Raw genomic sequence first — 25,997 nt, 5'->3', positions numbered from 1 at the left:
CGGCCCCGAGCGGGCCGCCGTCGCTAGGGTCTGTTGACGTTTCGTTTGCGGCCGCGCCGGAGCCTGTTTTTGCGCGGAGCAAGGCATGAGGAGAGAAGTTTGGTTATTCCAAATGAACGACGAATAACGCCGCGCCGCGCAAAAACAGGCCCGGCGCGAAGGGTTGCGCGGCAAATGACGCCATGCGGCGTTGCGGGACTTGGCAAGGGAACAACCATTACCTGCGTCCCGCGCCTTGCCTGGCGTCATTTGGCGCAGCAACGCGGCTCGCGCCGAAGCGTCAACAGACCCTAGGAGTGTGTTATGGCAGTCAAGGTCCTGGTGGTGGACGATTCCGGCTTCTTCCGCCGCCGTGTCTCGGAGATCCTTTCTTCCGACCCGAATATTCAAGTGATCGGAACCGCCACCAACGGGCGCGAAGCCATCGATAAGGCCATCGAACTGAAGCCCGACGTAATCACGATGGATTACGAGATGCCGATGATGGACGGCATCACCGCCGTGCGACAGATCATGCAGCGCTGCCCGACGCCGGTTTTGATGTTTTCCTCGCTTACCCACGAAGGCGCACGGGTAACCCTTGATGCGCTGGATGCGGGAGCGGTGGATTTCCTGCCGAAGAATTTCGAAGATATTTCCCGTAACCCGGAGAAGGTCAAGCGACTGCTGTGCGAGAAGGTCAACACGATATCGCGCAGCAATCGCCGCTATAGCAGCACCGCGGCAGCCGTAGCACCGGCAGTTCGTCCTGCGGCTACTTCTTCGGGATCGGCTCCAGCGGCGCCACGCACCGCAGCCCCCGCACAGGCGTCGGCGGCGCCTCGGCGCAAGGCGTATCGACTGGTGGCCATCGGCACCTCGACGGGCGGCCCGGTAGCGCTTCAGCGTGTGCTGGCTCAGCTGCCTGCCAGTTTTCCGGCTCCTATCGTGTTGATCCAGCATATGCCGGCGGCCTTTACCAAGGCGTTCGCCGAGCGTCTGGACAAGCTCTGCAAGATCCGCGTCAAGGAAGCCGAAGACGGCGACCTGCTGCGTCCCGGACTCGCACTGTTGGCGCCGGGCGGCAAGCAGATGATGGTCGACGGACGCGGTGCGGTGCGCATCCTGCCCGGTGATGAGCGTCTGCATTATCGGCCCTGCGTGGACGTGACCTTCGGCTCCGCCGCCAAGGCGTTCAACGACAAGGTATTGGCGGTCGTGCTGACCGGCATGGGCGCCGATGGCCGGGAAGGCGCGCGCATGCTCAAGCAGAGCGGCAGCCAGGTGTGGACGCAAGACGAAGCCAGCTGCGTCATTTATGGCATGCCGATGGCGGTGGCCAAGGCCAACCTCAGCGACGCCGTCTATGGCCTCGATGACATCGGCCGCCATTTGAGCGAGGCGTGTATCTGATGGATGTACTCAGCCTGATCGGGCTGGTCCTCGCGTTCGTCGCCATCGTCGGGGGTAATTTTCTCGAAGGCGGTCACGTCTCGGCATTGCTCAATGGCCCCGCCGCCCTGATCGTGCTGGGCGGTACGCTCGGCGCGGTACTGCTGCAGACGCCTATGGCCGTGTTCATGCGCGCCATGTCGATTGTCGGCTGGATATTCTTCCCGCCGCGCGTTGATATGGCCCGTGGCATCAGCCTGGTGACTGGCTGGAGCGCCACGGCGCGCAAGGAAGGGTTGCTGGGCCTCGAGCCGATCGCCGAAACCGAGTCCGACCCCTATGCCCGCAAGGGCTTGCAGTTGCTGGTCGATGGCGCGGAGCCGGAAGTGATTCGCAGCATCCTCGAAGTCGATTTGTACACCCAGGAAACCCGCGATCTCCGTGCGGCGAAAGTGTTCGAAAGCATGGGCGGTTACTCGCCCACGGTAGGGATCATCGGAGCCGTAATGGGGCTGATCCATGTGATGGGCAATCTCGCCGACCCCAGTCAGCTGGGGAGTGGCATAGCCGTTGCATTCGTTGCCACCATCTACGGCGTCGCCTTCGCCAACCTGCTGGTATTGCCGATGGGTAACAAGCTTAAGAGCGTGGTGCAGAAACACACCACCTACCGCGAGATGTTGCTCGAAGGTGTTCTATCGATTGCCGAAGGCGAAAACCCCCGCTCGATAGAAATGAAGCTGCAAGGCTTCATGGACTGACCGCCTACGGCGCGCAATTTCGCCGCCGCAGACACGAGAACGAACATGGCAAGCGCTCCGATCACAGCCACTCATCGCTGTTATGCCGCCGTTCCGATGGTGTGTGTAGCTGTGCCTGGCCGCTCGTATCCTTTGCGAGGGGTCTGACCATGGCCCGACGCAGAGCACATGAGGAGCCAGAGAACCACGAACGCTGGCTGGTTTCTTACGCAGATTTCATCACGCTGCTGTTCGCTTTCTTCGTGGTGATGTATTCGATCTCCTCGCTCAACGAGGGCAAATACAAGATCCTCTCCGACTCGCTTGTCGGGGTTTTCAATCAGGTCGACCGGGCGGTCAAGCCGATCCCGATCGGCGAAGAGCGGCCCCGCACCACTGAACCCGACGTCTCGCAAGTAGACGAACCGCAATCATCACGAGAGCCGATCGACCCGCTACAGAGCATCATGCAGAGCATGCAAGAGGCCTTCGCCGATCTCATCGACGCGAAACAGCTCACCGTACGCGGCAACGAGCTCTGGGTGGAGATCGAGCTGAATTCCAGTCTGCTGTTCCCCAGCGGCGATGCGTTGCCCAACGATCATGCGTTCGACTTATTGGAGAGGGTTGCCGGGATTCTGGCGCCCTTCGATAACCCGATACATGTGGAAGGTTTCACCGATAACCTGCCGATCAGCACGAACAAGTTTCCGACCAACTGGGAGCTTTCCGCAGCACGCGCCGGTAGCGTGGTGCGGATGCTCGCGGCCGATGGCGTCGATCCATCGCGTCTGGCCGCGGTGGGCTACGGTGAGTTTCAGCCTATAGCCGACAACGCGACAGCGGAGGGCCGCGCGCGTAATCGCCGGGTGATACTGGTCATTTCCCGCAATCTCGATGTGCGGCGCAGCATCAGCGGGGTAGGGAGTAGTAATGCCCGCGCTGCCGGAGTGGCGCAGCACTCTGGCACACAATCTGCTTCCAGTGAGAGTCGTTAGGTGCCGCTTGCGGTGTCGTCAATTCTCCGTCGTCGGTCATGCCGACACGGCCTTTCCCGGTCTGGTTCGATCCGGATGGAAAACGAGTTATGAGAGTCTGGGCTGTAGCCAATCAAAAAGGCGGAGTGGGTAAAACCACCACCTCTATCGCACTCGCCGGATTGCTGGCCGATTCCGGCAAGCGGGTCGTGGCGCTGGATCTCGATCCCCATGGGTCGATGACGAGCTATTTCGGTCATGATCCCGATAATCTCGAGCACAGCGTCTTCGATCTGTTCCAGCACCAGGGTGCTGTGCCGGAAGGGCTGCCTTGGCAGTTGCTGTTGCCGACCAGTCACGAACGGATCTCGCTGTTGCCGTCGAGTACGGTACTGGCGACTCTGGAGCGCCAGTCACCAGGCCAGAACGGGCTCGGTCTGGTCGTTGCCAAGAGCCTTTCGCAGCTGTGGCAGGATTTCGATTACGCCATCATCGACAGCCCGCCGCTGCTCGGTGTGCTGATGGTCAACGCGCTGGCGGCCAGCCAGCAGCTGGTCATTCCGGTGCAGACGGAATTCCTGGCCATGAAGGGCCTTGAACGGATGGTCAGCACGCTCGCGATGATCAACCGCTCGCGCCGGCAGGCGTTGCCCTACACCATCGTACCGACCATGTTCGACAGGCGTACCCAGGCATCGATGAATACCCTGAAGGTGCTACGCAATAACTATCAGGCCAATCTCTGGCAGGCATACATCCCGATCGATACGCGCCTGCGCGATGCCAGCCGCGCCGGTGTGACGCCTTCGCAGCATGACCCCAACAGTCGAGGAGTCATTGCCTACCGCGCGCTGCTCAAGACGCTGTTGGCCGCGCAGGCTTCTCCTCAGGTTGCTTGAAGACGACGTACGGCCTGATCACGGTTCAAGTTCGCCGTGGTCGTGGCCGATAGCCTATCCAGTTGGTTCGCACGAGTTGGTTTCATGAGCCGTACCCTTCTTAAAGAAAGCCGATCGCAACAGACGCTGCAGTCCTATCTCGACGCGCTGCTGCAGGATGCCGTCATGGAGCTGACCGAATCGGTCAGCCACGACGAGTTCCAGGCTGCAGTGCTGGAAGAGCAGCAACGCGACGTCCAGCGGGTGGTTCCGCTGCGGCAGGTCGTGCCCGAGCCGGAGCCGATTCCCGCGCCTGTGCCTGTGCTGGTCGAGACGGAAGCCTTGCTTGAACTGCCGCCCGAAACGCCGGCTGAAAAGGCACCGGTACTGGTCGAACCGATTGCGGATATCAAGTTGCAGGCGCACCTGCCCGGTGGCCCGCCGGCACAAGGCGGCCAGCCGGAGTGGGGCGAGGAACCCTTCGAATGCTTGCTGTTCGATGTGGCCGGCCTAACCTTAGCGGTGCCTTTGGTCAGCCTCGGTTCCATTTATCCGCTCGCCGGTCAGGATCTGACGCCGTTGTTTGGCCAGCCCGCCTGGTTTCTCGGCATATTGCCAAGTCAGGCCGGCAACCTGAAGGTTCTGGACACGGCGCGCTGGGTCATGGCCGACCGTTATCGCGACGATTTTCGCGAGGGGCTTCAGTATGTGGTTTCGGTGCAGGGATATGAATGGGGGCTGGCGGTGCATCAGGTCAGCCGCTCGATTCGCCTGGACCCGAGAGAAGTCAAATGGCGCTCGCAGCGCACTCAACGGCCATGGCTGGCCGGAACGGTGATCGATCATATGTGCGCGCTGGTGGATGTGGCCGCGCTTGCCGAACTGATTGCCAGCGGCGCGACCCGTCATCTCAAGGGCGTACCGTCGTAGAACGAATTGCACAACCAGGGGCTCGCGACGAAACGTCAACAGACCCTGAATAACCGATAGAATCGACCGCCACAGCGGCATATGAAGAGGTGGGGCTATGAAGATGACTTCCGCACAGGGTTCCGATGATCCGGTTCTGCAGTGGGTAACCTTCCGTCTGGACAACGAGACCTATGGCATCAACGTCATGCAGGTCCAAGAGGTGTTGCGTTACACCGAGATCGCACCGGTGCCGGGCGCGCCTAGCTATGTGCTCGGCATCATCAACCTGCGGGGCAACGTGGTCACGGTGATCGACACGCGTCAGCGCTTCGGTCTCGACACGGCGCCTGTTTCGGACAACACCCGCATCGTCATCATCGAGGCGGATCGCCAGGTGGTCGGCATTCTGGTCGACAGCGTTGCCGAGGTGGTTTACCTGCGCCAGTCGGAGATCGAAACCGCACCCAACGTCGGTAACGACGAGTCGGCGAAGTTCATTCAGGGGGTCTGCAACAAGAACAACGAGCTGCTGATTCTTGTCGAGCTGGACAAGATGATGAGCGAAGAAGAATGGGCGGACCTTGAGAGCATCTGACAGATGATGGCGTCGCTGGTCGCGGCAGTCGTCGTGCTTGCCCTGTGCTGCCTGGCACTGCTGGGCTTCTGCATCTGGCTGTTCCGTCGCCAGCGGCAGCAAGCCCAGTTGCAAGTGCGTGAAGACGCCGCTCGCGACAAGCGCATCAAGGAACTTGCCGCACGTCTGGATACTTACCTCGATGGCAGCGTGCGCATGGGCAAGAATCTGCACGAACTGTCACGGGTCGTTGCGCCACTGCCTGAAAGGCTCACTCAGCTTGAGCAGCGCGATCCGAACAACTTCACCTTTTCCCAGGCTGCCAAGCTGATTGGCATGGGTGCCAGCGATGATGATCTGACGCAGTCCTGCGGGCTGTCCCAGTCGGAAGCCGAACTGATGCGCAAGCTGTATCAGGCGCGACGCAAACCGAGCTAGCTCCGCCCTTCCTTTCGTTGTTGCGGTTGCGTGACGAATGTCCGCAGCAGTGAACGATATGACTATTGCTTCCTCCAAATTAGGACAGGGTTCTGCCATTGTTCGTTGCAGACCCATGCCCAGAAAAGCGAGGAGGATGTGATGCTGCGCATTCTGATGCTGTGTCTGCTGGTCGCACCGATGTCGCTATGGGCGGCGGAAGCGCCGGTAGCGGTAGAAGGGGCGATGACCGTCAATGTGTTCCAGGCCAGGCAGCTGCATGATCTGGGGGCCGTGTTTATCGATGTGCGTCCGAGCCGTGAATGGGGCTGGGGACATGTCGAAGGCGCGGTGCATATGGATCTGGCTCGCGAATTTCTCGGGCTGGCGCATACCGATTGGCCTAGAACCGTGCCGCTGGTGGTCTATTGCGACAGCGAAGTCTGTCCGGCCAGCGCCGAGGCGGTTCGCCTCGCGGTCGCTTGGGGTTACGAGCAGGTGTTCTATTTCCGAGAAGGCTATTTCGCCTGGGTGCTGGCAGACTTCCCGCAGGAGAAGAATGGCTTCAGCGGCATCACGACGCTCAACGCTCAGGCCCATTGAGTAGCGGAACGTCCGGTGAATGCCGTTGCTCGGAAAAGCCGGGCGGGCATTTGCCCTTCAGATACCAGGCGAACGCGATGATTTCGGCGATGGTGCGATAAAGCGCCTCAGGTATGGCATCGCCCAGTTCCAGACGCGCCAGCAGTTTCACCAGCTCGGCATTTTCATAGATTGGTACTTCATGCTCACGGGCGATCGCCAGTATCGCTTCGGCTAGTTCATCGTCGCCTTTGGCCGAAAGTGTGGGCGTGTTGGCGCCGTCGTAGGTGAGCGCGATGGCCTGTCGTGGTGTGTGGGCTGTCATGCGGTTTCATCCACGAAGCGTTGATCGAGAGTGGTTCGCGGGCCTTGCGGTGGCGTTCCCTGGCGGCAGGCCAGCTCACTGACGGACAGCCCGGCGGTGACGAGACGCTGCCGCAGGTGATCCAGCTCCGCCGAGATCAGCGCAGCGGTACCGCTGCGTTCGGCCCATATCTGACTCGACAGGCTGCCCTGCAGCAGCTGCGCCTGCACCTGTATCAGGCCCAGGGGCGCCACATCGAAGGCCAATTCGACTTTCCAGAGGGTTTCCGGTTTCTCCTTGCGGTTTTGCGCGGGTTCGTCTTCACGCTGGAACTTCACCTGCAGCGGGACGATGTCGCGCTGATCGCGCATTGGAATTTCGATCTGCCATGTCGTGACCTGAGTGCCGTCCGGGTTGGTCTGGGTCTGGGCCAGGCTGGACAACTGATGCGTCTGTAGTCGCGATACCGCGGCCGCGGCAAGTTTCAGCAGCAACTCCAGGTCAGCCTCGTCGTCGGCATTTGGCGCCAACCGGTTCGGCAGTGGAAAGCTCTGCGCTTGGTGGCGTGCGTTGGGTTGTCCAAGCGCGCCCAGTGCATTGCGAGCAAAAGCCGGTAGCGCCTGCCCGAAAGCCCCGCCGGCCTGCATAGCGGTCTGCGGGGTGCCGCCCGGTAATCCGGGCAACTGGGCAATCAGGCGGAGCAGGGCTGCTTTCATGTCGTTTGGCAGGTCGTCCGCCTGTCCACTCAACAGGCTTGATTCGAGAAACGCCCCGCTGCGCGCCAATGCCTGTGCCAACGTTTTTGCATCGCCGAGCTGTTGCATGTCCGGAACCAGACCGAGCAAACGTTCGGCCGCGCCGCGCAATTGATCGGGCAATGTGGAGCTGGACGTGAGCGCGCCAAACAGCCCTTCGATAGAACCCTGGCGGCTATGTTGTGCAGCCAGCTGCTGGCCCAGCACCAGCTGATCGAGACGACCGCTCAGAGGCATGAACGACAGGGACTGATCGCCCTGGACTCGGGCTGTTATTAGACTACCCGGCGCGAGCGGCATGGCCGATTCGACGTTCAGCTTCTGCCCGGCAAGAGGGGAGTTGAGCAGGCTGATCACGACCTTGAACAGGGTTTTGCCGTCCTGCTGTATCTGCTGGCTGGCCGTCACCTTTCCCTGCACGACCGTGCCCAGCGGAAGCAGGTCGAGGTCGATGCTGCTTTGCGGCTGGCGGTTGCCGGGTTGCAGCGCGGCAATCAGGCGGGTGTCGGATAGCGCCGTAACGAGCATGGCCGCTCCAGGCGCGGCGGATCTGGCGCTGCTGGTTTCGACGGTTGCTTGCCGGCCGTTCTCCAAGGTCAAGCGCAGCGTCAGCTGAAAGCTCTGCAGCGCTTCCTTTATGCGGACAACCTCGGCCTCGGCACTTTCCCCGGCGACGAGCAATCCTTGCATCGGTTGCAGCAGTTTCAACGCCATCTCGGCCGGCGATGCCGTCGGGCGAGACGGGCCGGAGGCGGGGATCGCCGGGGTACTTTTGATCTCGGTCATTTTTACTTAAATGCTCTTACAACCTTTCGCCTTTGTGGCCTTCGGTGCCGGGGCTCGGCATGTATAATCCGGCCGCCCGACCTGATCTCGCTGTAGCGGCCGGGCTTCTTCCATCTTGAGGGTAGCCCTAGCGTGTCCAGTCCCTTTCTAGAAACTGTGGCGCTTTCCTGCGAGCGGGACTGGCGTCTGCTGTTCGAGAGGTTAGACCTACGGATCGCCAAAGGGGAAATGTTGCAGATCGCCGGCCCCAACGGCAGTGGCAAGACCAGTCTGCTGCGACTGCTGTCCGGGCTGATGCAGCCAACCGCGGGGAAGGTGCTGCTCAACGGTCATGACCTCGAAAGCCAGCGCGGCGAACTGGCCCGCAACCTGTTATGGATCGGCCACGCGGCGGGTATCAAAGGGCTGCTCAGCGCGGAGGAAAACCTGACCTGGTTATGCGCACTGCACCAGCCTGCGAGCCGCGATGCGATCTGGCAGGCGCTCGAGGCGGTAGGACTGCGTGGTTTCGAGGATGTGCCCTGTCATACGCTTTCCGCTGGCCAGCAGCGCCGCGTCGGTCTGGCCCGGCTGTATCTGTCGCCGCCGCCGTTATGGATACTCGATGAACCCTTCACTGCGCTCGACAAGCATGGCGTGGCGCAACTCGAGAAGCATCTGGCGATCCACTGTGAGCAGGGTGGCATGGTCGTGCTGACCACCCATCATTCGCTCGTCGAAAAACCGGCGAGCTTCAGGGAAATCGATCTAGGGCAGCGGGCCGCATGAGTAACGTGTTCACGCTGCTGTTGGCTCGCGAATCCCGATTGTTGTTCCGTCGACCGGCTGAGCTGGCCAATCCGCTGGTGTTCTTTGCGATCGTCATCGCCTTGTTTCCCTTGGCGGTCGGCCCCGAGTCGCAATTGCTGCAAACGATCTCGCCCGGTCTGATCTGGGTGGCGGCTCTATTGGCCGTGCTTCTCTCGCTGGACGGCCTGTTTCGCAGCGATTTCGAAGACGGCTCGCTCGAACAGTGGGTCGTTTCGCCGCACCCACTGGCTCTTCTTGTGCTCGCCAAGGTGCTGGCACACTGGCTGTTTTCCGGGCTGGCTCTGGTTCTGCTGGCGCCGTTATTGGGACTCATGTTGGGCATGCCAGCCAGCGCGCTTCCGGTGCTGCTGGTCTCGCTTCTGTTAGGCACACCGGTGCTCAGCCTGTTGGGCGCAGTCGGGGCGGCATTGACTGTCGGACTCAAGCGTGGGGGCTTGTTGTTGGCGCTACTCATTCTTCCGCTCTATATCCCCGTGCTGATTCTGGGCAGCGGGGCTCTGCAGGCGGCGTTGCAGGGACTGCCTGCGCTCGGTCACCTATTATGGCTTTCCAGCCTGACTGCACTGGCAGTCACGCTGACTCCCTTTGCAATAGCCGCTGGCCTGAAGATCAGCGTCGGTGAATGACGGGTTGCATGATGTATTTTTCCAGTACTGAAACGCGAATTGCCGGGGCGAGACGAGCGGCTTCGATGAATTTACTGATTGCGAACAAGTGGGTGCTGGCCTCTTTCGAGGCAGCATCGGCAGGCGCCGTGGAAGTGAGGCGGGTTCTATGAACTGGACATGGTTCCACAAGCTGGGTTCGCCCAAATGGTTCTACGAGATCAGTAGCCGCTGGATGCCGTGGCTGGCCTGGGCGTCGCTGATTCTGATCTGCGTAGGAGTAGTCTGGGGCCTGGCGTTCGCGCCGCAGGACTACCAGCAGGGCAATAGCTTTCGGATCATCTATATCCACGTGCCGGCTGCATTCCTGGCCCAATCGATCTACGTGATGATGGCGATAGCCGGTGTCGTCGGGCTGGTGTGGAAGATGAAGCTGACCGACGTCGCCTTGCAGCAGGCCGCGCCCATCGGTGCCTGGATGACGTTCATCGCGCTGCTCACCGGTGCGGTATGGGGCAAGCCGACCTGGGGTGCCTGGTGGGTATGGGACGCACGGCTGACATCGATGCTGATTCTGCTGTTCCTGTACTTCGGCATCATTGCGCTCGGCCAGGCGATCACCAACCGCGACAGCGCGGCAAAGGCCTGTGCGGTGCTCGCCATCGTCGGGGTGGTCAATATCCCGATCATCAAATACTCGGTGGAGTGGTGGAACACCCTGCATCAGCCAGCGACCTTCACCGTGACGGAGAAGCCAGCCATGCCAATGGAAATGTGGCTGCCGCTGCTGGTCATGGTGTTGGGCTTCTACTGCTTCTTCACGCTGGTGCTGTTGATGCGCATGCGCCTGGAGGTGCTGCGCCGCGAGTCGCGAAGCAGCTGGGTCAAGGCTGAAGTGAACGCGCTGGTGGGCAAGCCATGAACTTTTCGTCTTTTTCCGAATTCATCGCCATGGGGAATCATGGCCTGTATGTCTGGACGTCGTACGGCATCAGCCTGGCTGTCCTGATCCTGAACGTGGCGCTGCCAATGATGGCGCGCCGACGTTATCTGCAAGACGAGGCGCGCCGTTTGCGCCGGGAGGAAATGAAGTGAATCCGGTGCGCAAAAAGCGTCTGTTCATCGTGCTGGCCATTCTGGCCGGTGTGGGCATTGCGGTGGCGCTGGCGCTGACCGCTCTGCAAGAGAACATCAACCTCTTCTATACGCCAACGCAGATCGCCGCGGGCGAAGCCCCGGAAGGCACGCGGATTCGTGCCGGCGGCCTGGTCGAAGCCGGCTCGGTGACACGTAGCAGTGATTCGCTCACCGTCTCCTTCCGCGTTACTGATAACAACGAAACGGTCACCATCCAGTACCAAGGCATCCTTCCCGATCTGTTCCGTGAAGGGCAAGGCATCGTCGCCCTTGGGCGGGTCAATGCCGATGGCGTTCTGATCGCCGACGAGGTACTGGCCAAGCACGACGAAAACTACATGCCGCCGGAAGTCAGCCAGGCGCTGGAGAAGAGCGGCATGATGAAGCATTACGAAGGCGACAAGCAGGAGTATGCGAAATGATCCCTGAGCTCGGCCATCTGGCAATGATCCTGGCGCTGTGCCTGGCCGTCGTGCAGGGCACGCTTCCGCTGATCGGCGCCTGGCGGGGCGACCGCCAGTGGATGGGACTGGCACAACCGGCGGCCTGGGGGCAATTCAGTTTTCTGGCATTTTCCTTTGCCTGTCTCACCTACGCCTTCATGGTGGATGACTTCTCCGTCGCTTATGTCGCGCAGAACTCCAACAGCGCCTTGCCCTGGTACTACAAGTTCAGCGCCGTTTGGGGCGCGCATGAGGGCTCGCTGCTGCTATGGGCCTTCATCCTGTCGGGCTGGACCTTTGCCGTGTCGATCTTTTCGCGGCAACTACCGGAGGACATGCTCGCCCGGGTGCTGGGCGTGATGGGGTTGATCAGTATCGGCTTCCTGCTGTTCCTGATCGTCACGTCCAACCCGTTCGAGCGTCTGCTGCCACAAGCGCCGATGGACGGCCGCGATCTCAATCCGTTGCTGCAGGACTTCGGTCTGGTGGTGCATCCACCGATGCTCTACATGGGCTATGTCGGTTTCTCGGTGGCCTTTGCGTTCGCCATTGCCGCGCTGCTGGGTGGCCGCCTCGATGCGGCCTGGGCGCGCTGGTCGCGTCCCTGGACATTGATTGCATGGGCCTTTTTGGGCACAGGTATCGCCTTGGGTTCCTGGTGGGCCTATTACGAGCTGGGCTGGGGCGGCTGGTGGTTCTGGGACCCGGTGGAAAACGCATCCTTCATGCCCTGGCTGGTGGGCACCGCGCTGATCCACTCGCTGGCAGTGACGGAAAAGCGCGGCGTGTTCAAGAGCTGGACGGTCCTGCTCGCGATCGCGGCCTTCTCGCTCAGCCTGCTGGGTACCTTCCTGGTCCGCTCCGGTGTCCTGACTTCGGTTCATGCTTTCGCCACCGATCCGGAGCGGGGAGTCTTCATTCTGGCGTTTCTGCTGTTGGTGGTAGGCGGCTCGCTGACCCTGTTCGCCCTGCGTGCGCCGGTCGTGAAGAGCCAGGTGGGTTTCGGCTTGTGGTCGCGTGAGACGCTGCTGCTGGTCAACAACCTGCTGCTGGTGGTCGCCACGGCGATGATTCTGCTGGGAACGCTGTATCCGTTACTGCTCGACGCGCTGTCTGACACCAAGCTCTCGGTCGGGCCGCCGTATTTCAATGCGATGTTCCTGCCGCTGGTCGGCGCGTTGATGCTTGCCCTTGGCGTGGGTGTGCTGGTGCGCTGGAAGGACACGCCAGTGAAGTGGCTGATGAGCATGCTGACGCCGGTACTGATTACCAGCGCCGTGCTTGGCGGCCTGGGCTCGATGCTGTTCGGCGACTTCCACTGGGCGGTGCTCGCGGTCTGTCTGCTGGCCGCCTGGGTGGTTACCGCCGGGGTACGCGACCTTCTCGACAAGACCCGTCATAAAGGTCTGCTGAAGGGCGTGCGCAGCCTGGCGCCGAGCTATTGGGGCATGCAGTTGGCGCATTTCGGGCTGGCCGTCTGTGCCATCGGTGTGGTGCTGACGAGCCAGCAGAGCGACGAGCGTGACCTGCGCCTCGCGCCCGGCGAATCACTGGAGTTGGGCGGTTACAGCTTTGTCTTCGAAGGTGCCACGCATTTCGAAGGGCCCAACTACACGTCCGACAAGGGCACCATCCGCGTCTTCGATGGCGACAAGCAGATCGCGACCCTGCACCCCGAGAAGCGCCTCTACACCGTGCAGCAGATGCCGATGACCGAGGCCGGCATCGATGCCGGTTTCACCCGTGATCTCTACGTGGCGCTCGGCGAGCCGCTGGAAAACGGTGCCTGGGCTGTGCGGGTACACATCAAGCCGTTCGTTCGCTGGATCTGGCTGGGTGCGTTGATGATGTCTTTGGGCGGTGTGCTTTCGGTCAGTGACAAGCGTTACCGAGTGAAAGTCAGAACCCGTGTCCGTGAGGCGCTCGGTATGGCCCAGCAAGGAGCCTGAGATGAAAAGATTGTTGATGTTGCTGCCGTTGGTAATTTTCCTGCTGGTGGCGGGATTCCTCTACAAGGGGTTGTACCTCGACCCCACGGACATCGGCTCGACGATGATCGGAAAACCGATGCCGTCGTTTTCTCTGCCGTCGCTCGAGGATCCGCAGCGGCTGGTCAGTGCAGAGGACATCAAGGGCAAACCGTCGCTGGTGAACGTCTGGGCAACCTGGTGTCCGACCTGCAAGGCCGAGCACGAGATGCTCAACAAGCTAGCAGCCCAGGGTGTCCTTGTTTACGGAATCAACTACAAGGACAACGGCGATGCGGCTCGCGACTGGCTGCAGATGTTCGGCAATCCGTACGGCTTCAATGTCGAGGATCCCGACGGCAGTCTAGGCCTTGACCTAGGTGTCTATGGCGCGCCGGAGACCTTCGTCGTCGACAAGCAGGGCATCATTCGCGACAAGTTCGTCGGAGCCATCGACGAGCGCGTCTGGGCCGAAAGGCTCGGACCGCTCTATCAGGCACTGGTGAACGAGCAATGATCCGTTTCTTCGCTACCGCGCTGCTGGGTCTTCTGCTCAGCCTCGCTGCCCATGGCGCAATCGACACATACGAATTCAAGAGCGAGGCCGATCGGGAACGATACCGCACGCTGGTCGAGGAGCTGCGCTGCCCCAAGTGCCAGAACCAGAACATCGCCGACTCCAACGCGCCCATTGCCATGGATCTGCGCCGCGAAATCTATCGCATGCTGGATGAAGGGCAAAGCAACGAGCAGATCGTCGACTACCTCGTCGCTCGTTATGGCGACTTCGTGCGCTACAAGCCGCCTGTCAATGCCAAGACACTCGTGCTCTGGTACGGCCCGATCGCCTTGCTGGCGCTGGGGTTCGCCGTGCTGGCGATCATCCTGATACGCCGCCGCCGTGGCGCAGCCAGCCAGGCGTCGAACATACTTTCCGAGGCCGAACGCACGCGCCTCGCCACGTTGCTGGATAAAAAAGAACCATGATCGATTTCTGGATAGGCGCGGGCCTGCTATTGCTGGCCGCCCTGGCGTTCCTGCTGCTTCCGGTGTTGCGGGGGCGTCGCTTACAGGCAGAAGAGGACCGAACTGCGCTAAACGTCGCGCTTTACCAGGAGCGGCTCGGTGAGCTGACTGCACAGCAAGCAGCCGGAACCCTTACGTTGGAGCAGTACGAGATGGGCCGCGCCGATGCGGCGCGGGAGCTACTCGACGACACCGAGGGTAGTGACGCACATCGCAGCAGCAACCTGGGCCGGGCCGTTCCGCTGATTGTGGCGATCCTGGTGCCCTTGTTCGGCTATGGTCTGTATATGCATTGGGGTGCGAGCGACAAGCTGCAACTGACGCGGGAGTTCGCGGTGCAGCCTGGAAGCATCGAAGAGATGACCGCGAGGCTGGAACGCGCGGTCAAGGCACAGCCCGAGTCTTCCGAGGCATGGTATTTCCTGGCCAGAACCTACATGAGCCAGGAGCGTCCGGCCGATGCAGCGGCGGCTTATGAGCAGGTCGTCAATCTGGCCGGGCGCCAGCCTGAACTGCTGGGACAGTGGGCGCAGGCGCTTTATTTTGCCGAAGGTCGGAGTTGGACGCCGCGCATGCAGCGACTCACCGATGAAGCCCTGCAGGCAGACCCCCATGAGGTCACCAGCCTTGGCCTGCTCGGCATCGCCGCTTATGAAAACGAGCGGTTCGATGAAGCAATAGGCTTCTGGGAACGACTGGTGGCGACCTTGCCTGCCGAAGACCCTTCGCGTGAGGCCATCCAGGGCGGCATCGCCCGAGCGAGGGAGCAACTGGGCGAAACGGCTTCTGGCAGTGGGTCGAAATCTGCTGGCGAGCCGGTTGCAGCTAGCAGTGCAGCCCTGACAGTCGATGTGCAGCTGGGCGCGGCACTTGTCGACAAAGTTAAGCCTACTGATACGGTATTCGTCTTTGCTCGTGCGGTTTCCGGCCCGCCGATGCCGTTGGCGGTGAAGCGTCTGACCGTAGCCGATCTGCCGGCCACCGTCAGTTTGTCCGACGCCGATGCAATGACTCCGCAGCTTCGCTTGTCCAACTTCGAGCAGGTCAGGTTGTTCGCTCGCGTTTCCCGGGATGGAGACGCGACCCGGGGCGAATGGCAAGGCAGCAGTGAGCCATTGACGTTGAACAATGAAGATGCGATTGAGCTGACTATCGATCAACCGGAAGCGCCCTGACGTAGAGGCGCTCGAGAGGGCAGGGCTAATGGTGAGAGGTTCGGTTTCGGCAGGTGTCTCTTTCCTGCCTCGAATGGGCGCTGTAACGATGCTGGCGCTCCTGCTGGGCGCTTGTGCCGGCAATCCGTATCAGGCTTCGGAGCCGGCACCTACGCCGACTCCGCCGGCGTCCGAGCCTCGCGAGCCAGTCATAAGCCCGCCGCCGGTACGTACACCACCGGCGCCGCGCCCGCCGGCCACGCAAAAAAGCCATCCACGTTATGCGCCGCCGCCTCATGCCCCTGCGCATTGGGACAATCGCCTGGGTGTCTATGTCGTGGAGGGACGGAACATGTTCTATCGCGAGCGGCTTTATTACCGCTGGGATGGCGACTGGTATTGCGCCGGTCGTCCGGATGGCCCTTGGGAGCCGGTCGCGCCTCCCAGCGTCCCTACTGGATTACGCAGCTTGCATTGATCGTTTTTAATCGGTCGTACTAAAGGCTGATCGAAACTGGCCGATACAGGCTTCAGTCGCAGTAGACTCCCGAGCGGCCTTGCAGGCTCGACCTTTGTAACCAGTTCATCCGGAGCGGATCCATGAGTGCAGCAGTCAAACGTCTTGAGGAAACCGGCAACGCCTTGCGCGATGCGATGGTGCAGCAGGACTGGACCGCCATCAGTGTCCTGGATCTGCAATGCCGGCAGGTTGTCGAAGCTGCGATGAATGAAGCCCGCGAGGATGAGCCTGCGATTCGTCAGCGTCTGGAAGAGTTGGTGAGCCTCTATCGTGAATTGGTCACGACTTGTCAGACCGAGCAGCGCCGCGTCGCTGATGAACTCATTCAGCTCAATCAATCCGCGCATGGCGCAAAGGTCTACAAGCTGTTTGGCTGATCTACTAGCCGTTAGCGCGATGCCTTGCCTGTATCGCTAGGTTCTGAGTCCGCCAATGCTCCTGCCGATTACGTCTCGCGTTGCCTCTGACGCAGCAAATCCCATCCGTTCTGCCCATACCAGACGTGCAGAGGATCGATTGGTTGTTTAGCTGATCCTCAGTGCGCTCCGCTCTCCGTTCCCCACGAAAAATACGACGCTTTCCGTGCTTTTTGTCGTTGAACTACGTCATAAATTTGACTCGACGCGTTTTTTTTAATTAACTACGTCTCATCTGCCGAGACGTAGTCGTTTCTGCCGGAGACGAGCGCAGGCCTCCTATCAGCCTCTAGAGCTATAAACAAGATGTGGCGTGAAACCAAGATTTTGTTGATAGACGACGACAAGGATCGTCGCCGGGATTTGGCGGTCATTCTCAGCTTTTTGAGTGAAGACCATATCGCTTGCGCCAGCAGCGAATGGAAAGCCGCTGTCGATGCGCTGGAATCGAGCCGCGCCGTGCTGGGCGTCCTGCTGGGTGAGGTGTCGGTCAAGGGCGGCGCGGTCGAACTGCTCAAACAGATCAGCAAGTGGGACGAGAACCTTCCGCTTATGCTGATCGGCGAGCCCGCCCCGGCGGATTGGCCTGATGAGATCCGTCGTCGGGTGCTGACTAGCCTCGAAATGCCGCCGAGCTACAACAAATTGCTCGATTCACTTCATCGGGCTCAGGTCTACCGGGAAATGTATGACCAGGCGAAGGCGCGCGGACGACAGCGCGAGCCCAATCTGTTTCGCAGCCTGGTGGGCACCAGCCGCGCGGTGCAGCATGTCCGGCAGATGATGCAGCAGGTCGCCGATACCGAAGCGAGCGTATTGATTCTCGGTGAGTCGGGGACTGGCAAAGAGGTCGTTGCACGCAACCTGCATTACCATTCCAAGCGCCGCGGCGGGCCTTTCGTGCCGGTCAATTGCGGGGCGATTCCCGCTGAACTGCTGGAAAGCGAACTGTTCGGTCATGAGAAAGGCGCGTTTACGGGGGCGATCACTTCCCGTGCCGGTCGTTTTGAGCTCGCTGAAGGCGGGACTCTGTTCCTCGACGAGATTGGCGACATGCCGTTGCCAATGCAGGTCAAGCTATTGCGGGTTCTGCAGGAGCGCACCTTCGAGCGTGTGGGTAGCAATCGCACGCAGAATGCTGACGTACGCATCATCGCGGCGACCCACAAGGATCTGGAGAAGATGATCGTGGACGGCAGTTTCCGTGAGGATCTGTATTACCGTCTCAATGTGTTCCCCATCGAAATGGCACCTCTGCGCGAGCGTATCGAGGACATTCCGCTGCTGATGAACGAGCTCATCTCGCGTATGGAACACGAGAAGCGTGGCTCCATCCGTTTCAATTCGGCGGCCATCATGTCGCTGTGTCGTCACGACTGGCCCGGCAACGTGCGAGAGTTGGCGAACCTCGTCGAGCGTATGGCAATCATGCATCCGTACGGCGTGATAGGCGTTATGGAGTTGCCGAAGAAGTTCCGCCATGTGGATGACGACGACGAGCAGTACGTGGTCGACTTGCAAGACGAAATTGAGGCACGCGCGACTATCAACACCCCTCTTGTCGCAGCCGGGACGCAGGCCATGCTGCCCATCGAGGGTCTCGATCTGAAGGAGTACCTGGGCAATCTCGAGCAGGGTCTTATTCAACAGGCCCTTGAGGATGCTGGCGGCGTCGTGGCACGTGCCGCTGAGCGCTTGCGTATCAGACGGACGACGCTGGTCGAGAAGATGCGCAAGTACGGCATGAATCGGCGCGAGGACGATCTCGACGAGTAAAACTGTTTGCAACGCCGCCGTCTTGGTGGCGTGACGCCTGCCTTCCTCCTGCCTTCTGGGCATGATCCTTGCTGCTAGTCATTTCACCGACCATCTTTTTGACGGATACGCGTGCCAGTGACTTCAGCATTCTCTTCATCGGCTTCCCGGCGACCGGCCGAAACGACCGCGAGCGAAGAGCTTGAGCAATCGCTCGAGTTGTTTACCCGCATGTCCGGCCGGTTGGGCGAATCTCAGCAGCTGCTGCAGATGCGCGTAGCCGAGCTGAAAGATCAGCTGGCTGAAACCAGCGCGCAGCGCCTGCGCGAATTCGACGAGAAGGAGCGTTTGGCCAACCGGCTCCAGAGTCTGCTGGATCTGTTGCCCGGCGGCGTCATCGTCATCGATGCGCAGGGCGTGGTTCGAGAAGCCAATCCAGTTGCCCAAGAGCTTCTCGGCGAGCCGTTGGAAGGTGTGCTCTGGCGCGAAGTGATCGCCCGCAGTTTCGCCCCGCGTCGGGACGATGGTCATGAAATCTCATTGAAGGATGGGCGTCGCGTGTCCATCGCCACGCGCTCGTTGAACGGCGAACCAGGCCAGCTGGTATTGCTCACTGATCTGACTGAGACGCGACGGTTACAGGAGCAGCTTGCGCGCCATGAGCGCTTGTCTGCGCTAGGGCGAATGGTGGCTTCGCTGGCTCATCAGATCCGCACACCGCTTTCCACGGCGCTGCTTTATGCAAGCCATCTGGAGCAGGGCGGGCTGACTGCCGAGCATCAGCAGCGCTTCGCCGGGCGCCTGAAGGACCGGCTGCACGAGCTGGAGCATCAAGTTCGCGACATGCTGGTTTTCGCTCGGGGCGATCTGCCGCTGGAGGACCGCCTGACCCCAGCCGAATTGCTCGCGGCGCTGCGTGCGGCGGCCGAGGCGCGAGTGGGCGATATCACCATACGTTGGCAATGCGATGCGCACTCAGGTGCGCTGCTGTGCAACCGCGACACGTTGGTCGGTGCTTTGCTCAATCTGATCGAGAATGCGCTTCAGGCTACCGGCAACGACCGTCGGCTGAAGGTGCATCTCTACGCTCGGGCTTCGGCGCTGCGCATCAGTATCAGCGACAACGGTTCGGGCATCGACGCCACGACTCTGGCACGACTCGGCGAGCCATTCTTCACCACGAAGGCGACCGGGACCGGGTTGGGGCTGGCGGTGGTCAAATCGGTGGCGCGGGCGCATTCCGGTTCGCTCGAGCTGCGCTCGCGGCCGGGTCGAGGTACCTGCGCCACCTTGCAATTGCCGCTGCTTGCAGTGCTGTCACCGACAATTTCGGAGTGAAGCCCATGGCTGCGAAGATTCTATTGGTCGAGGACGACCGCGCATTGCGCGAGGCGCTGGGCGATACGCTCGAACTCGGCGGCTATGCCTACCGCGCGGTCGAGAGCGCCGAAGCCGCGCTGCAGGCGCTGGAGCAGGAAGGTTTTGGCCTGGTGGTCAGCGATGTGAACATGCCCGGCATGGACGGTCACGCATTGCAGGTACTGATTCGCCAGCGATACCCCCAGGTGCCGGTCTTGCTGATGACTGCATACGGAGCTGTCGAGCGCGCAGTCGAGGCGATGCGCCAGGGGGCGGTCGACTATCTGGTCAAACCGTTCGAGCCGAAGATGTTGCTTGGGGTGGTTGCTCGGCACGTCTGCGGCCAGCTGGGCGCGAGCGGCCAGGATGGCCCCGTCGCCGTCGAACCGGCGAGCCGACAGCTGTTGGCGCTGGCTGCCCGCGTCGCGCAGAGCGATTCGACAGTGCTGATTTCCGGTGAATCCGGAACCGGCAAAGAGGTGTTGGCCTGCTACATCCATCAGCAATCGGCACGTGCGAACAAGCCCTTCGTCGCAATCAACTGCGCGGCGATACCGGACAACATGCTCGAGGCCACGCTGTTCGGCCACGAGAAGGGCGCCTTCACCGGCGCTATCGCGACTCAGCCGGGAAAATTCGAGCAGGCCGACGGCGGCACGCTGCTGCTCGATGAGATTTCCGAAATGCCACTGGCGCTTCAGGCCAAGTTGCTGCGCGTGTTGCAGGAGCGCGAGGTCGAGCGTGTAGGTGGCCGCAAGCCAATTGCGCTGGACATTCGTATTGTCGCCACCACCAACCGCGATCTGGCTGACGAGGTGCGCGGCGGGCGGTTCCGTGAAGACCTGTTCTATCGCCTTTCCGTGTTTCCGCTCGCCTGGCCCGCGCTGCGCGATCGACCTGCGGACATCGTGCCGCTTGCCGAGCGACTGCTGGCCCAGCACGCCGTGAAAATGCGCCAAGCAAACGTCCGCCTTACCGCCGAGGCGCGTCAAAGCCTGCTCAGTCATCCATGGCCCGGCAATGTCCGCGAGCTGGACAACGCCATTCAACGCGCCTTGATTCTGCAGCAGGGTGGTCTGATTCGGCCGGAGGACCTGTGCCTGAACGCCGTGACCGGGTTTGCCCCGCGAGCGCAGATCACGACGGTTGATGCCGTGCCGTCGATGCCTGCAGCCGTAGCGCCACCAGTGCCGACCGAGGCCGCTGGCGCGCTGGGAGAAGATCTGCGTCGTCGCGAGTTCGAGCTGATCATCGATACCTTGCGTGCCGAGCGGGGCCGCCGCAAGGAGACGGCTGACCGTCTGGGCATCAGCGCGCGAACACTGCGCTACAAACTTGCCCAGATGCGTGACGCCGGCATGGACCTGGATGCCGCCTTGTATGCCAGCTAAAAACCCTTGAGCGTTCGGTGCGGTTGGCTCTGATAAGCTCGACCGTCGATGCTCATGAGGATTTGGATATGGATGAAGGGTTCTGGCAGCGGCGCTGGGCGCGCAACGAGATCGGCTTTCATCTGAACGAGGTCAATCCTTATCTACGCCGTCACTGGCCGGGTATGCAATTGGCTGAAGGTGCCCGCGTGCTAGTGCCGTTGTGCGGTAAGAGTCTCGACATGCTCTGGTTGGTCGCGCAGGGTTTTGCAGTGCTCGGCGTTGAGCTGAGCGAACGTGCCGTGGAAGTTTTTTTTACCGAACAAGGTCTGGACGCTGAAATCAGCACCCGTGGTGAATTCAAGGTGTATCGTGCCGGCGCGCTGGAAATCCGCTGTGGCGATTTCTTTGCCCTGAGCAGTAGCGATGTTGCTGATTGCGACGGGCTCTACGATCGTGCTGCGCTGATCGCATTGCCGGCGGCCATGCGCCAACGCTATGTCGAGCATCTGACGAGCATTCTTGCGCCGAGCTGCCAGGGTTTGCTGATCACCCTGGATTACGAGCAGGAGCAAATGTCCGGTCCGCCATTCGCTGTGAGTGACGCTGAGGTTCGCCGATCCTTGGGCTCGCGTTGGGACGTCGAGCTGCTGGAACGGGCGAACGTGCTGGATGGCAATTGGAAGTTTCTTCAGCGCGGTCTGTCGCGTCTGGAGGAGACCTGTTATCGACTCGGTGTGCGGCGGTAGGGTGTTTGCAAGGCCTGCAAAGCGGGGATGTCACGTGCAGGCTCGCGATCAACCCATGAATTCCTTCGCATCACTGATTGCTTTGCAGCTGACGAATGAACACGTCGGCCTCATCTATCGCCCGCTGCATGTCGGCCAGTAACTGATCGACGTTCCCCTCCAGCGTGCGGTATTCCCCCTGCAGTGCACCGATGGCGCGAGCGTTGAGGTTGTGCTTTAGGAACAGCACCTGGTCGCGCAGCACGTCGAGCACAGGGTCGATGCGCTTTTCCGCCGCCTTCATGCGTTGCAGTAGCACTCGATAGTCTTTCTGGGTGCGTTCCAGATCCTTGGCGCTGGCTGCCTTCAGGCTCGCATTGTTGTATTCACCAAGTTCCTGTTTCCACTCCCTGAACAATGCATTGGCGACGTCCTCGACCGCCTCGATCCTGTTTCGCACATCGCGCGCGCTGCTCTCGCTGGCTTCGAATTCGCTGTTGAGCGCCTCGTAGCGCTCTTCCAGCTCACCACCTTGAACCTGCACCACGCTGCGATAGCGCTCCAGGGCGTCCTTGAATTGTTCCTTGGCCTGTTGCTGGGAATCGCGGGCATCTTCAACGCGGTCCACTAGAATGTCGCGCTTGTGCAACCCGACCTTTTCCATCGCGGAGTAGTAGGCGCTCTGGCAGCCAATCAGGGCGAGCAGGGCGAAACCGAGCAGGAGGAAGCGGCGCATGGTGATATTCCTTGTTCGATGAATGCGCTTGGTTCGACAGGCATACAGCCTCTATGTGCAAAGCCTGGGCGAAAAAAAGGGCGGCCTAAGCCGCCCTTGTCCCGCCGCGCTCGATTAGCCGCGCTGACGCAGGGCTTCGATACGATCTTCCAGCGACGGGTGAGTCATCAGCAGTCCGGCCAGGCCGTTGCGCAGAGCACCGTTGATGCTGAAGGCCTTGAGGCTGTCCGGCATGTCTACCGGCACGCCCTGTTCCGCACGCAGGCGCTGGAGGGCGCCGATCATGGCGGAGGTGCCGGCCAGCTGTGCGCCGGCCTCGTCGGCGCGGAACTCACGTTTGCGCGAGAACCACATGACGATGATGCTGGCGAGGATGCCCAGTACCAGTTCGGCGAAAATGGTGGCGACGAAGTAGCCGATACCGTGGCCGTCTTCGTTCTTGAGAATCGCCTTGTCGACGAAGTTGCCGAAGATCCGCGCGAAGAACATGACGAAGGTATTCACCACGCCTTGTATCAACGCGAGTGTAACCATGTCGCCATTGGCCACGTGTCCGATTTCATGCGCCAGTACCGCCTTCACCTCGTCGGGCGAGAAGCGCTCGAGCAGGCCCTGGCTGACCGCCACCAGCGCGTCGTTCTTGTTCCAGCCGGTGGCGAAGGCGTTGGCTTCGTAAGCGGGGAAAATACCCACTTCAGGCATCTTGATACCGGCGTCGCGGGAAAGCTGTTCGACGGTTTGTAGCAACCACTGTTCATGGCGGGTGCGAGGCTGGCTGATGATCTCGGTGCGGGTACTCATCTTCGCCATCCACTTGGAAATGAACAGCGAAATAAGTGCTCCAGCGAAGCCGAATACCGCACAGAAAGCCAGCAGGCTGCCGTAGTTCTGACCCGTATAGCGATCCACCCCGAGTAGCTTCAGGGTGACGCTGGCAACGACCAGTACAGCCAGGTTGGTGGCCAGAAACAAGAAAATGCGCATCATGTTGCGGCAGACTCCAAGGGGAACAATAAGGAACGATAGGCTATATAAGGTGCCGGTCGGCGCTATTCAACCGAGCGACTATTTCAAGCTATGTCGCCTATGGTGCGGGTGCGCTCAGGGTCAGCTGGAGAGTGAGCTAGTGAAAAGCTCACGGGTCAGGTGCGCCAGTCGTTCGCCATGGCCGTCGCGTAGCGCCTGGCGCATTTGGTGTGCCAGGCTCGAGCGTACCCGGTGCACGCTGGGAGGTAATGTTTCGTCAGCCTGCGCGACGTTGGGAACGGCACTGGTCAAGCGCAGGAAGGCCTTTTCGGTAAGCACCGCCTGGTCGATGGCCAGGAGCTGAATGGTGCTTTCGAAGCGTAGATAACCTTCTTCGGCCAACCACAGCAGTGCTGCAAGGCAGCTTTGGTGTCGCTTGCTGGGCAGGCCGAATTCGTCGGGCTCTTCATGGCCGATCAGGTCTTCCACGTATAGCGTGATCTTCCGCGGAAAGGCTTGGTAAAGCATCAATAGCCCGGCCGCGGCATCTCGCTGGAAGTCGTCGATCTGTAGATCCATTCAGCTACTGGCTGTAGGTCTTAAGGAAACTACCGATGCGACCGATCGCCTGTTCCAGATCATCGACCCGCGGTAGCGTGACCACGCGGAAATGATCCGGCCAAGGCCAGTTGAAGGCAGTGCCCTGAACGATCAGCAGCTTCTCGGACAACAGCAGGTCGAGTACGAACTTCTCGTCATTGTGGATCGGGCAGATCTTCGGATCGATGCGGGGGAAGGCATAGAGCGCACCCATCGGTTTTACGCAGCTGACGCCGGGGATGTCGTTGAGTAGTTCCCAGGTGCGGTTGCGCTGTTCGAGCAGCCGGCCCGGCGGCAGCACCAGGTCGTTGATGCTCTGATATCCGCCTAATGCGGTCTGGATCGCGTGCTGCGACGGCACGTTTGCGCACAGGCGCATGTTGGCCAGGATGTCGAGGCCTTCAATATAGCTTTGCGCCTTGTGCTTGGGACCTGAAATGACCACCCAGCCTGAGCGGAAACCGGCGATCCGGTAGGACTTGGACAGGCCGTTGAAGGTCAGGCAGAGCACGTCCGGTGCAAGCGAAGCGGTGCAGATATGTACGGCATCGTCATACAGAATCTTGTCGTAGATTTCATCGGAGAACAGCACCAGTTTGTGCTGGCGCGCCAGTTCGACCATCCCCTCGAGCACTTCGCGAGGGTAGACCGCGCCGGTCGGGTTGTTCGGGTTGATCAGTACCAGCGCCTTGGTGTTCGGCGTGATCTTGGCCTTGATATCCGCCAGATCCGGCCACCAATTGGCCTGCTCGTCGCAGAGGTAGTGCACCGGTTTGCCGCCCGCCAGGCTCACGGCGGCGGTCCAGAGTGGGTAATCCGGGGCTGGGATCAGTACCTCGTCACCGTTATTGAGCAGCGCCTGCATGGACATCACGATCAGCTCGGACACGCCGTTGCCGAGGTAGATGTCTTCGATGGTCACGCCTTCTACCTGCTTCTGCTGGTAGTACTGCATGATGGCCTTGCGCGCGCTGAACAGACCTTTGGAATCACTGTAACCTTGCGCGGTGGGCAGGTTGCGGATCACGTCCTGAAGGATTTCTTCGGGAGCTTCGAAACCGAACGGCGCCGGATTGCCGATGTTCAGCTTGAGGATGCGATGACCTTCCTCTTCCAGTCGTTTGGCGTGCTTGAGCACCGGCCCGCGGATGTCATAGCAGACATTGGCGAGCTTGTTCGATTTGCTGACCTGCATGATCCTGAGTGTCCCGAAGTGAAGACGTGCCCGGCTCTCTTTGGCTGGCGACGTTTGGCATGAACCCGGGCGCCTTGGCAGCCTGAAACCCCGCTGCCAGACTAGGCGTCTAAGAGCAACGCATCATACGTGCGGCCCGATCACCGGAAAAGGTACAGATCCGCCTTTTTTAGAGAGGGTCTGTTCCGCTTCGTTTGCCGCCGCGCCGGCGCCCTGTTTTTGCGCGAGGCAAGGCCGCGCCCGCTCCCGGCGGGCTTGCGGCATTCACGCCATCCATGGAGATCGCATGAGGAGAGAAGTTTGGTTGTTCCAAATGAACGACGAATAACGCAGCATCGCGCAAAAACAGGCCCGGCCCTTCGGGTTGCGCGGCAAATCTCGCCATGCGGCGTTGCGGGACTTGGCAAGGGAACAACCATTACCTGCGTCCCGCGCCTTGCCTGGCGAGATTTGACGCAGCAACGCGGCTGGCGACCGAAACGGAAACAGACCCTTAGGAGGTATACCGATGGACAAGCTAGAAAAACCGCTTGAAACCTGGCGTGAAGAGCTCTCCGACGAGCAATTTCAGGTCTGCCGACTAGGCGCGACCGAGCGCCCCTTCACCGGTAAGTACAACGACACCAAAACCCCTGGCATCTATCATTGCGCCTGCTGCGATGCGCCGTTGTTCGACTCGGACGCCAAGTTCGCGTCCGGCTGCGGCTGGCCGAGCTATTTTCAGCCGGTCAGCGATACGGTTATCACCAGCCTCGACGATTTCAGCCACGGCATGCATCGTATCGAGGTCAAATGCGCCCGCTGCGATGCACATCTGGGGCATGTATTTCCGGATGGCCCGGCGCCGACTGGCATGCGCTACTGCATCAATTCCGCCTCTCTCGATCACAAGCCGCGCGACGCCTGACGGCCCA

The 25,997-nt window shown here is 60.8% G+C and carries 30 protein-coding genes; 24 read left to right on the top strand and 6 right to left on the bottom strand.

Features of this window, described 5'->3' with window-relative positions; genetic code table 11:
• Positions 1-303 precede the first annotated feature (303 nt).
• The 8 genes from GYM54_RS07195 to GYM54_RS07160 all read left to right on the top strand — a co-directional run bounded on the left by GYM54_RS07195 (position 304) and on the right by GYM54_RS07160 (position 6,472).
• Entirely contained in the window at positions 304-1,392 is a 1,089-nt protein-coding gene (locus GYM54_RS07195) for a chemotaxis response regulator protein-glutamate methylesterase (protein WP_197446026.1), read from the top strand.
• Positions 1,392-2,132 carry a flagellar motor protein gene (locus GYM54_RS07190; protein WP_131650113.1) on the top strand — a complete coding sequence of 247 codons (741 nt, stop codon included), beginning with the start codon at positions 1,392-1,394 and terminating at the stop codon, positions 2,130-2,132. Before GYM54_RS07195 ends, GYM54_RS07190 begins: the two co-directional genes overlap by 1 nt.
• A gap of 149 nt (positions 2,133-2,281) precedes the next feature.
• Positions 2,282-3,109, top strand: coding sequence for a flagellar motor protein MotD (gene motD, locus GYM54_RS07185; protein ID WP_197446025.1), 828 nt, complete (start codon positions 2,282-2,284; stop codon positions 3,107-3,109).
• An 89-nt stretch (positions 3,110-3,198) separates the two neighbouring features.
• Positions 3,199-3,987 (top strand): ParA family protein, encoded by a 789-nt coding sequence (locus tag GYM54_RS07180; protein ID WP_131650115.1) that lies wholly within the window; start codon positions 3,199-3,201, stop codon positions 3,985-3,987.
• Between the two features lie 84 nt (positions 3,988-4,071).
• Entirely contained in the window at positions 4,072-4,896 is an 825-nt protein-coding gene (locus tag GYM54_RS07175) for a CheW domain-containing protein (RefSeq protein WP_197446024.1), read from the top strand.
• A gap of 97 nt (positions 4,897-4,993) precedes the next feature.
• Positions 4,994-5,473 carry a chemotaxis protein CheW gene (locus tag GYM54_RS07170; protein WP_181100870.1) on the top strand — a complete coding sequence of 160 codons (480 nt, stop codon included), beginning with the start codon at positions 4,994-4,996 and terminating at the stop codon, positions 5,471-5,473.
• A 3-nt stretch (positions 5,474-5,476) separates the two neighbouring features.
• Positions 5,477-5,890: a DUF2802 domain-containing protein gene (locus GYM54_RS07165; protein ID WP_131650118.1), complete on the top strand. Its 414-nt coding sequence runs from the start codon at positions 5,477-5,479 to the stop codon at positions 5,888-5,890.
• A 141-nt stretch (positions 5,891-6,031) separates the two neighbouring features.
• On the top strand, positions 6,032-6,472 hold the full coding sequence (locus tag GYM54_RS07160) for a rhodanese-like domain-containing protein (protein ID WP_197446023.1): 441 nt from the start codon (positions 6,032-6,034) through the stop codon (positions 6,470-6,472).
• Here GYM54_RS07160 and GYM54_RS07155 read toward each other — a convergent pair.
• Together GYM54_RS07155 and GYM54_RS07150 are read right to left on the bottom strand one after the other, a co-directional pair.
• Positions 6,453-6,776: an EscU/YscU/HrcU family type III secretion system export apparatus switch protein gene (locus tag GYM54_RS07155; RefSeq protein ID WP_131650120.1), complete on the bottom strand. Its 324-nt coding sequence runs from the start codon at positions 6,774-6,776 to the stop codon at positions 6,453-6,455. The genes GYM54_RS07160 and GYM54_RS07155 overlap by 20 nt on opposite strands.
• The gene (locus GYM54_RS07150; protein ID WP_197446022.1) at positions 6,773-8,296 is read right to left on the bottom strand and encodes a flagellar hook-length control protein FliK; all 1,524 of its coding nucleotides are present in this window, start codon (positions 8,294-8,296) and stop codon (positions 6,773-6,775) included. Before GYM54_RS07150 ends, GYM54_RS07155 begins: the two co-directional genes overlap by 4 nt.
• Before the next feature lie 132 nt (positions 8,297-8,428).
• Between GYM54_RS07150 and ccmA the strand changes: the two genes are divergently transcribed.
• The 15 genes from ccmA to GYM54_RS07075 all read left to right on the top strand — a co-directional run bounded on the left by ccmA (position 8,429) and on the right by GYM54_RS07075 (position 21,607).
• Entirely contained in the window at positions 8,429-9,064 is a 636-nt protein-coding gene (gene ccmA / locus GYM54_RS07145) for a cytochrome c biogenesis heme-transporting ATPase CcmA (RefSeq protein WP_197446021.1), read from the top strand.
• The gene (gene ccmB, locus GYM54_RS07140) at positions 9,061-9,732 is read left to right on the top strand and encodes a heme exporter protein CcmB (RefSeq protein ID WP_131650123.1); all 672 of its coding nucleotides are present in this window, start codon (positions 9,061-9,063) and stop codon (positions 9,730-9,732) included. Before ccmA ends, ccmB begins: the two co-directional genes overlap by 4 nt.
• 148 nt (positions 9,733-9,880) lie before the next feature.
• Positions 9,881-10,633 carry a heme ABC transporter permease gene (locus tag GYM54_RS07135; RefSeq protein WP_197446020.1) on the top strand — a complete coding sequence of 251 codons (753 nt, stop codon included), beginning with the start codon at positions 9,881-9,883 and terminating at the stop codon, positions 10,631-10,633.
• Positions 10,630-10,806: a heme exporter protein CcmD gene (gene ccmD / locus GYM54_RS07130; protein WP_131650125.1), complete on the top strand. Its 177-nt coding sequence runs from the start codon at positions 10,630-10,632 to the stop codon at positions 10,804-10,806. The genes GYM54_RS07135 and ccmD overlap by 4 nt, the downstream gene beginning before the upstream one ends.
• Positions 10,803-11,270: a cytochrome c maturation protein CcmE gene (gene ccmE / locus GYM54_RS07125; protein WP_131650126.1), complete on the top strand. Its 468-nt coding sequence runs from the start codon at positions 10,803-10,805 to the stop codon at positions 11,268-11,270. The genes ccmD and ccmE overlap by 4 nt, the downstream gene beginning before the upstream one ends.
• Complete coding sequence (locus GYM54_RS07120) at positions 11,267-13,240, top strand: heme lyase CcmF/NrfE family subunit (RefSeq protein ID WP_197446019.1); 1,974 nt, start codon at positions 11,267-11,269, stop codon at positions 13,238-13,240. Before ccmE ends, GYM54_RS07120 begins: the two co-directional genes overlap by 4 nt.
• Before the next feature lies 1 nt (position 13,241).
• Complete coding sequence (locus GYM54_RS07115; RefSeq protein ID WP_197446018.1) at positions 13,242-13,775, top strand: DsbE family thiol:disulfide interchange protein; 534 nt, start codon at positions 13,242-13,244, stop codon at positions 13,773-13,775.
• Positions 13,772-14,245: a cytochrome c-type biogenesis protein gene (locus GYM54_RS07110; RefSeq protein WP_197446017.1), complete on the top strand. Its 474-nt coding sequence runs from the start codon at positions 13,772-13,774 to the stop codon at positions 14,243-14,245. Before GYM54_RS07115 ends, GYM54_RS07110 begins: the two co-directional genes overlap by 4 nt.
• Positions 14,242-15,459 carry a c-type cytochrome biogenesis protein CcmI gene (ccmI, locus tag GYM54_RS07105; protein ID WP_197446016.1) on the top strand — a complete coding sequence of 406 codons (1,218 nt, stop codon included), beginning with the start codon at positions 14,242-14,244 and terminating at the stop codon, positions 15,457-15,459. Before GYM54_RS07110 ends, ccmI begins: the two co-directional genes overlap by 4 nt.
• An 88-nt stretch (positions 15,460-15,547) precedes the next feature.
• A complete protein-coding gene (locus GYM54_RS07100) occupies positions 15,548-15,916 on the top strand; it encodes a hypothetical protein (RefSeq protein ID WP_231752256.1) in 369 nt (122 codons plus the stop codon).
• A gap of 122 nt (positions 15,917-16,038) precedes the next feature.
• A complete protein-coding gene (locus tag GYM54_RS07095) occupies positions 16,039-16,335 on the top strand; it encodes a flagellar protein FliT (RefSeq protein ID WP_131650132.1) in 297 nt (98 codons plus the stop codon).
• 345 nt (positions 16,336-16,680) lie between these two features.
• Positions 16,681-18,150: a sigma-54 dependent transcriptional regulator gene (locus GYM54_RS07090; protein ID WP_131650133.1), complete on the top strand. Its 1,470-nt coding sequence runs from the start codon at positions 16,681-16,683 to the stop codon at positions 18,148-18,150.
• Positions 18,151-18,360: 210 nt separating this feature from the next.
• On the top strand, positions 18,361-19,467 hold the full coding sequence (locus tag GYM54_RS07085) for a PAS domain-containing sensor histidine kinase (protein ID WP_197446037.1): 1,107 nt from the start codon (positions 18,361-18,363) through the stop codon (positions 19,465-19,467).
• 5 nt (positions 19,468-19,472) lie between these two features.
• Positions 19,473-20,879, top strand: coding sequence for a sigma-54 dependent transcriptional regulator (locus tag GYM54_RS07080; RefSeq protein WP_197446015.1), 1,407 nt, complete (start codon positions 19,473-19,475; stop codon positions 20,877-20,879).
• A gap of 68 nt (positions 20,880-20,947) precedes the next feature.
• On the top strand, positions 20,948-21,607 hold the full coding sequence (locus GYM54_RS07075) for a thiopurine S-methyltransferase (RefSeq protein ID WP_197446014.1): 660 nt from the start codon (positions 20,948-20,950) through the stop codon (positions 21,605-21,607).
• A 70-nt stretch (positions 21,608-21,677) separates the two neighbouring features.
• On the opposite strand, the gene GYM54_RS07070 is transcribed toward GYM54_RS07075, so the two are convergent.
• The 4 genes from GYM54_RS07070 to GYM54_RS07055 all read right to left on the bottom strand — a co-directional run bounded on the left by GYM54_RS07070 (position 21,678) and on the right by GYM54_RS07055 (position 25,083).
• The gene (locus GYM54_RS07070) at positions 21,678-22,322 is read right to left on the bottom strand and encodes a DUF2959 domain-containing protein (RefSeq protein WP_131650136.1); all 645 of its coding nucleotides are present in this window, start codon (positions 22,320-22,322) and stop codon (positions 21,678-21,680) included.
• Between the two features lie 114 nt (positions 22,323-22,436).
• Positions 22,437-23,309, bottom strand: coding sequence for a protease HtpX (gene htpX / locus GYM54_RS07065; RefSeq protein WP_131650137.1), 873 nt, complete (start codon positions 23,307-23,309; stop codon positions 22,437-22,439).
• 120 nt (positions 23,310-23,429) lie between these two features.
• Positions 23,430-23,867, bottom strand: coding sequence for a hypothetical protein (locus GYM54_RS07060; protein WP_197446013.1), 438 nt, complete (start codon positions 23,865-23,867; stop codon positions 23,430-23,432).
• Positions 23,868-23,871: 4 nt separating this feature from the next.
• Positions 23,872-25,083 carry a pyridoxal phosphate-dependent aminotransferase gene (locus tag GYM54_RS07055; protein WP_131650139.1) on the bottom strand — a complete coding sequence of 404 codons (1,212 nt, stop codon included), beginning with the start codon at positions 25,081-25,083 and terminating at the stop codon, positions 23,872-23,874.
• 508 nt (positions 25,084-25,591) lie between these two features.
• On the opposite strand from GYM54_RS07055, the gene msrB reads away from it, so the two are divergent.
• Positions 25,592-25,990 carry a peptide-methionine (R)-S-oxide reductase MsrB gene (msrB, locus tag GYM54_RS07050; protein ID WP_181100909.1) on the top strand — a complete coding sequence of 133 codons (399 nt, stop codon included), beginning with the start codon at positions 25,592-25,594 and terminating at the stop codon, positions 25,988-25,990.
• Positions 25,991-25,997 lie beyond the last annotated feature (7 nt).

Source organism: Pseudomonas sp. MTM4 (genome assembly GCF_019355055.1).
Lineage (GTDB): Bacteria > Pseudomonadota > Gammaproteobacteria > Pseudomonadales > Pseudomonadaceae > Stutzerimonas.
Note: the sequence above shows the minus strand (reverse complement) of the source record. Positions and strands in the feature narration are given on the sequence as shown.

What these genes read in the sequence shown, in the direction of transcription:
- GYM54_RS07195 (WP_197446026.1), top strand. Translation starts at nt 304, where the DNA reads ATGGCAGTCAAGGTCCTGGTGGTGGACGATTCCGGCTTCTTCCGCCGC.
- GYM54_RS07190 (WP_131650113.1), top strand. Translation starts at nt 1,392, where the DNA reads ATGGATGTACTCAGCCTGATCGGGCTGGTCCTCGCGTTCGTCGCCATC.
- motD (WP_197446025.1), top strand. Translation starts at nt 2,282, where the DNA reads ATGGCCCGACGCAGAGCACATGAGGAGCCAGAGAACCACGAACGCTGG.
- GYM54_RS07180 (WP_131650115.1), top strand. Translation starts at nt 3,199, where the DNA reads ATGAGAGTCTGGGCTGTAGCCAATCAAAAAGGCGGAGTGGGTAAAACC.
- GYM54_RS07175 (WP_197446024.1), top strand. Translation starts at nt 4,072, where the DNA reads ATGAGCCGTACCCTTCTTAAAGAAAGCCGATCGCAACAGACGCTGCAG.
- GYM54_RS07170 (WP_181100870.1), top strand. Translation starts at nt 4,994, where the DNA reads ATGAAGATGACTTCCGCACAGGGTTCCGATGATCCGGTTCTGCAGTGG.
- GYM54_RS07165 (WP_131650118.1), top strand. Translation starts at nt 5,477, where the DNA reads ATGATGGCGTCGCTGGTCGCGGCAGTCGTCGTGCTTGCCCTGTGCTGC.
- GYM54_RS07160 (WP_197446023.1), top strand. Translation starts at nt 6,032, where the DNA reads ATGCTGCGCATTCTGATGCTGTGTCTGCTGGTCGCACCGATGTCGCTA.
- GYM54_RS07155 (WP_131650120.1), bottom strand. Translation starts at nt 6,776, where the DNA reads ATGACAGCCCACACACCACGACAGGCCATCGCGCTCACCTACGACGGC.
- GYM54_RS07150 (WP_197446022.1), bottom strand. Translation starts at nt 8,296, where the DNA reads ATGACCGAGATCAAAAGTACCCCGGCGATCCCCGCCTCCGGCCCGTCT.
- ccmB (WP_131650123.1), top strand. Translation starts at nt 9,061, where the DNA reads ATGAGTAACGTGTTCACGCTGCTGTTGGCTCGCGAATCCCGATTGTTG.
- GYM54_RS07135 (WP_197446020.1), top strand. Translation starts at nt 9,881, where the DNA reads ATGAACTGGACATGGTTCCACAAGCTGGGTTCGCCCAAATGGTTCTAC.
- ccmD (WP_131650125.1), top strand. Translation starts at nt 10,630, where the DNA reads ATGAACTTTTCGTCTTTTTCCGAATTCATCGCCATGGGGAATCATGGC.
- GYM54_RS07120 (WP_197446019.1), top strand. Translation starts at nt 11,267, where the DNA reads ATGATCCCTGAGCTCGGCCATCTGGCAATGATCCTGGCGCTGTGCCTG.
- GYM54_RS07115 (WP_197446018.1), top strand. Translation starts at nt 13,242, where the DNA reads ATGAAAAGATTGTTGATGTTGCTGCCGTTGGTAATTTTCCTGCTGGTG.
- GYM54_RS07110 (WP_197446017.1), top strand. Translation starts at nt 13,772, where the DNA reads ATGATCCGTTTCTTCGCTACCGCGCTGCTGGGTCTTCTGCTCAGCCTC.
- ccmI (WP_197446016.1), top strand. Translation starts at nt 14,242, where the DNA reads ATGATCGATTTCTGGATAGGCGCGGGCCTGCTATTGCTGGCCGCCCTG.
- GYM54_RS07100 (WP_231752256.1), top strand. Translation starts at nt 15,548, where the DNA reads ATGCTGGCGCTCCTGCTGGGCGCTTGTGCCGGCAATCCGTATCAGGCT.
- GYM54_RS07095 (WP_131650132.1), top strand. Translation starts at nt 16,039, where the DNA reads ATGAGTGCAGCAGTCAAACGTCTTGAGGAAACCGGCAACGCCTTGCGC.
- GYM54_RS07090 (WP_131650133.1), top strand. Translation starts at nt 16,681, where the DNA reads ATGTGGCGTGAAACCAAGATTTTGTTGATAGACGACGACAAGGATCGT.
- GYM54_RS07085 (WP_197446037.1), top strand. Translation starts at nt 18,361, where the DNA reads ATGTCCGGCCGGTTGGGCGAATCTCAGCAGCTGCTGCAGATGCGCGTA.
- GYM54_RS07080 (WP_197446015.1), top strand. Translation starts at nt 19,473, where the DNA reads ATGGCTGCGAAGATTCTATTGGTCGAGGACGACCGCGCATTGCGCGAG.
- GYM54_RS07075 (WP_197446014.1), top strand. Translation starts at nt 20,948, where the DNA reads ATGGATGAAGGGTTCTGGCAGCGGCGCTGGGCGCGCAACGAGATCGGC.
- GYM54_RS07070 (WP_131650136.1), bottom strand. Translation starts at nt 22,322, where the DNA reads ATGCGCCGCTTCCTCCTGCTCGGTTTCGCCCTGCTCGCCCTGATTGGC.
- htpX (WP_131650137.1), bottom strand. Translation starts at nt 23,309, where the DNA reads ATGATGCGCATTTTCTTGTTTCTGGCCACCAACCTGGCTGTACTGGTC.
- GYM54_RS07060 (WP_197446013.1), bottom strand. Translation starts at nt 23,867, where the DNA reads ATGGATCTACAGATCGACGACTTCCAGCGAGATGCCGCGGCCGGGCTA.
- GYM54_RS07055 (WP_131650139.1), bottom strand. Translation starts at nt 25,083, where the DNA reads ATGCAGGTCAGCAAATCGAACAAGCTCGCCAATGTCTGCTATGACATC.
- msrB (WP_181100909.1), top strand. Translation starts at nt 25,592, where the DNA reads ATGGACAAGCTAGAAAAACCGCTTGAAACCTGGCGTGAAGAGCTCTCC.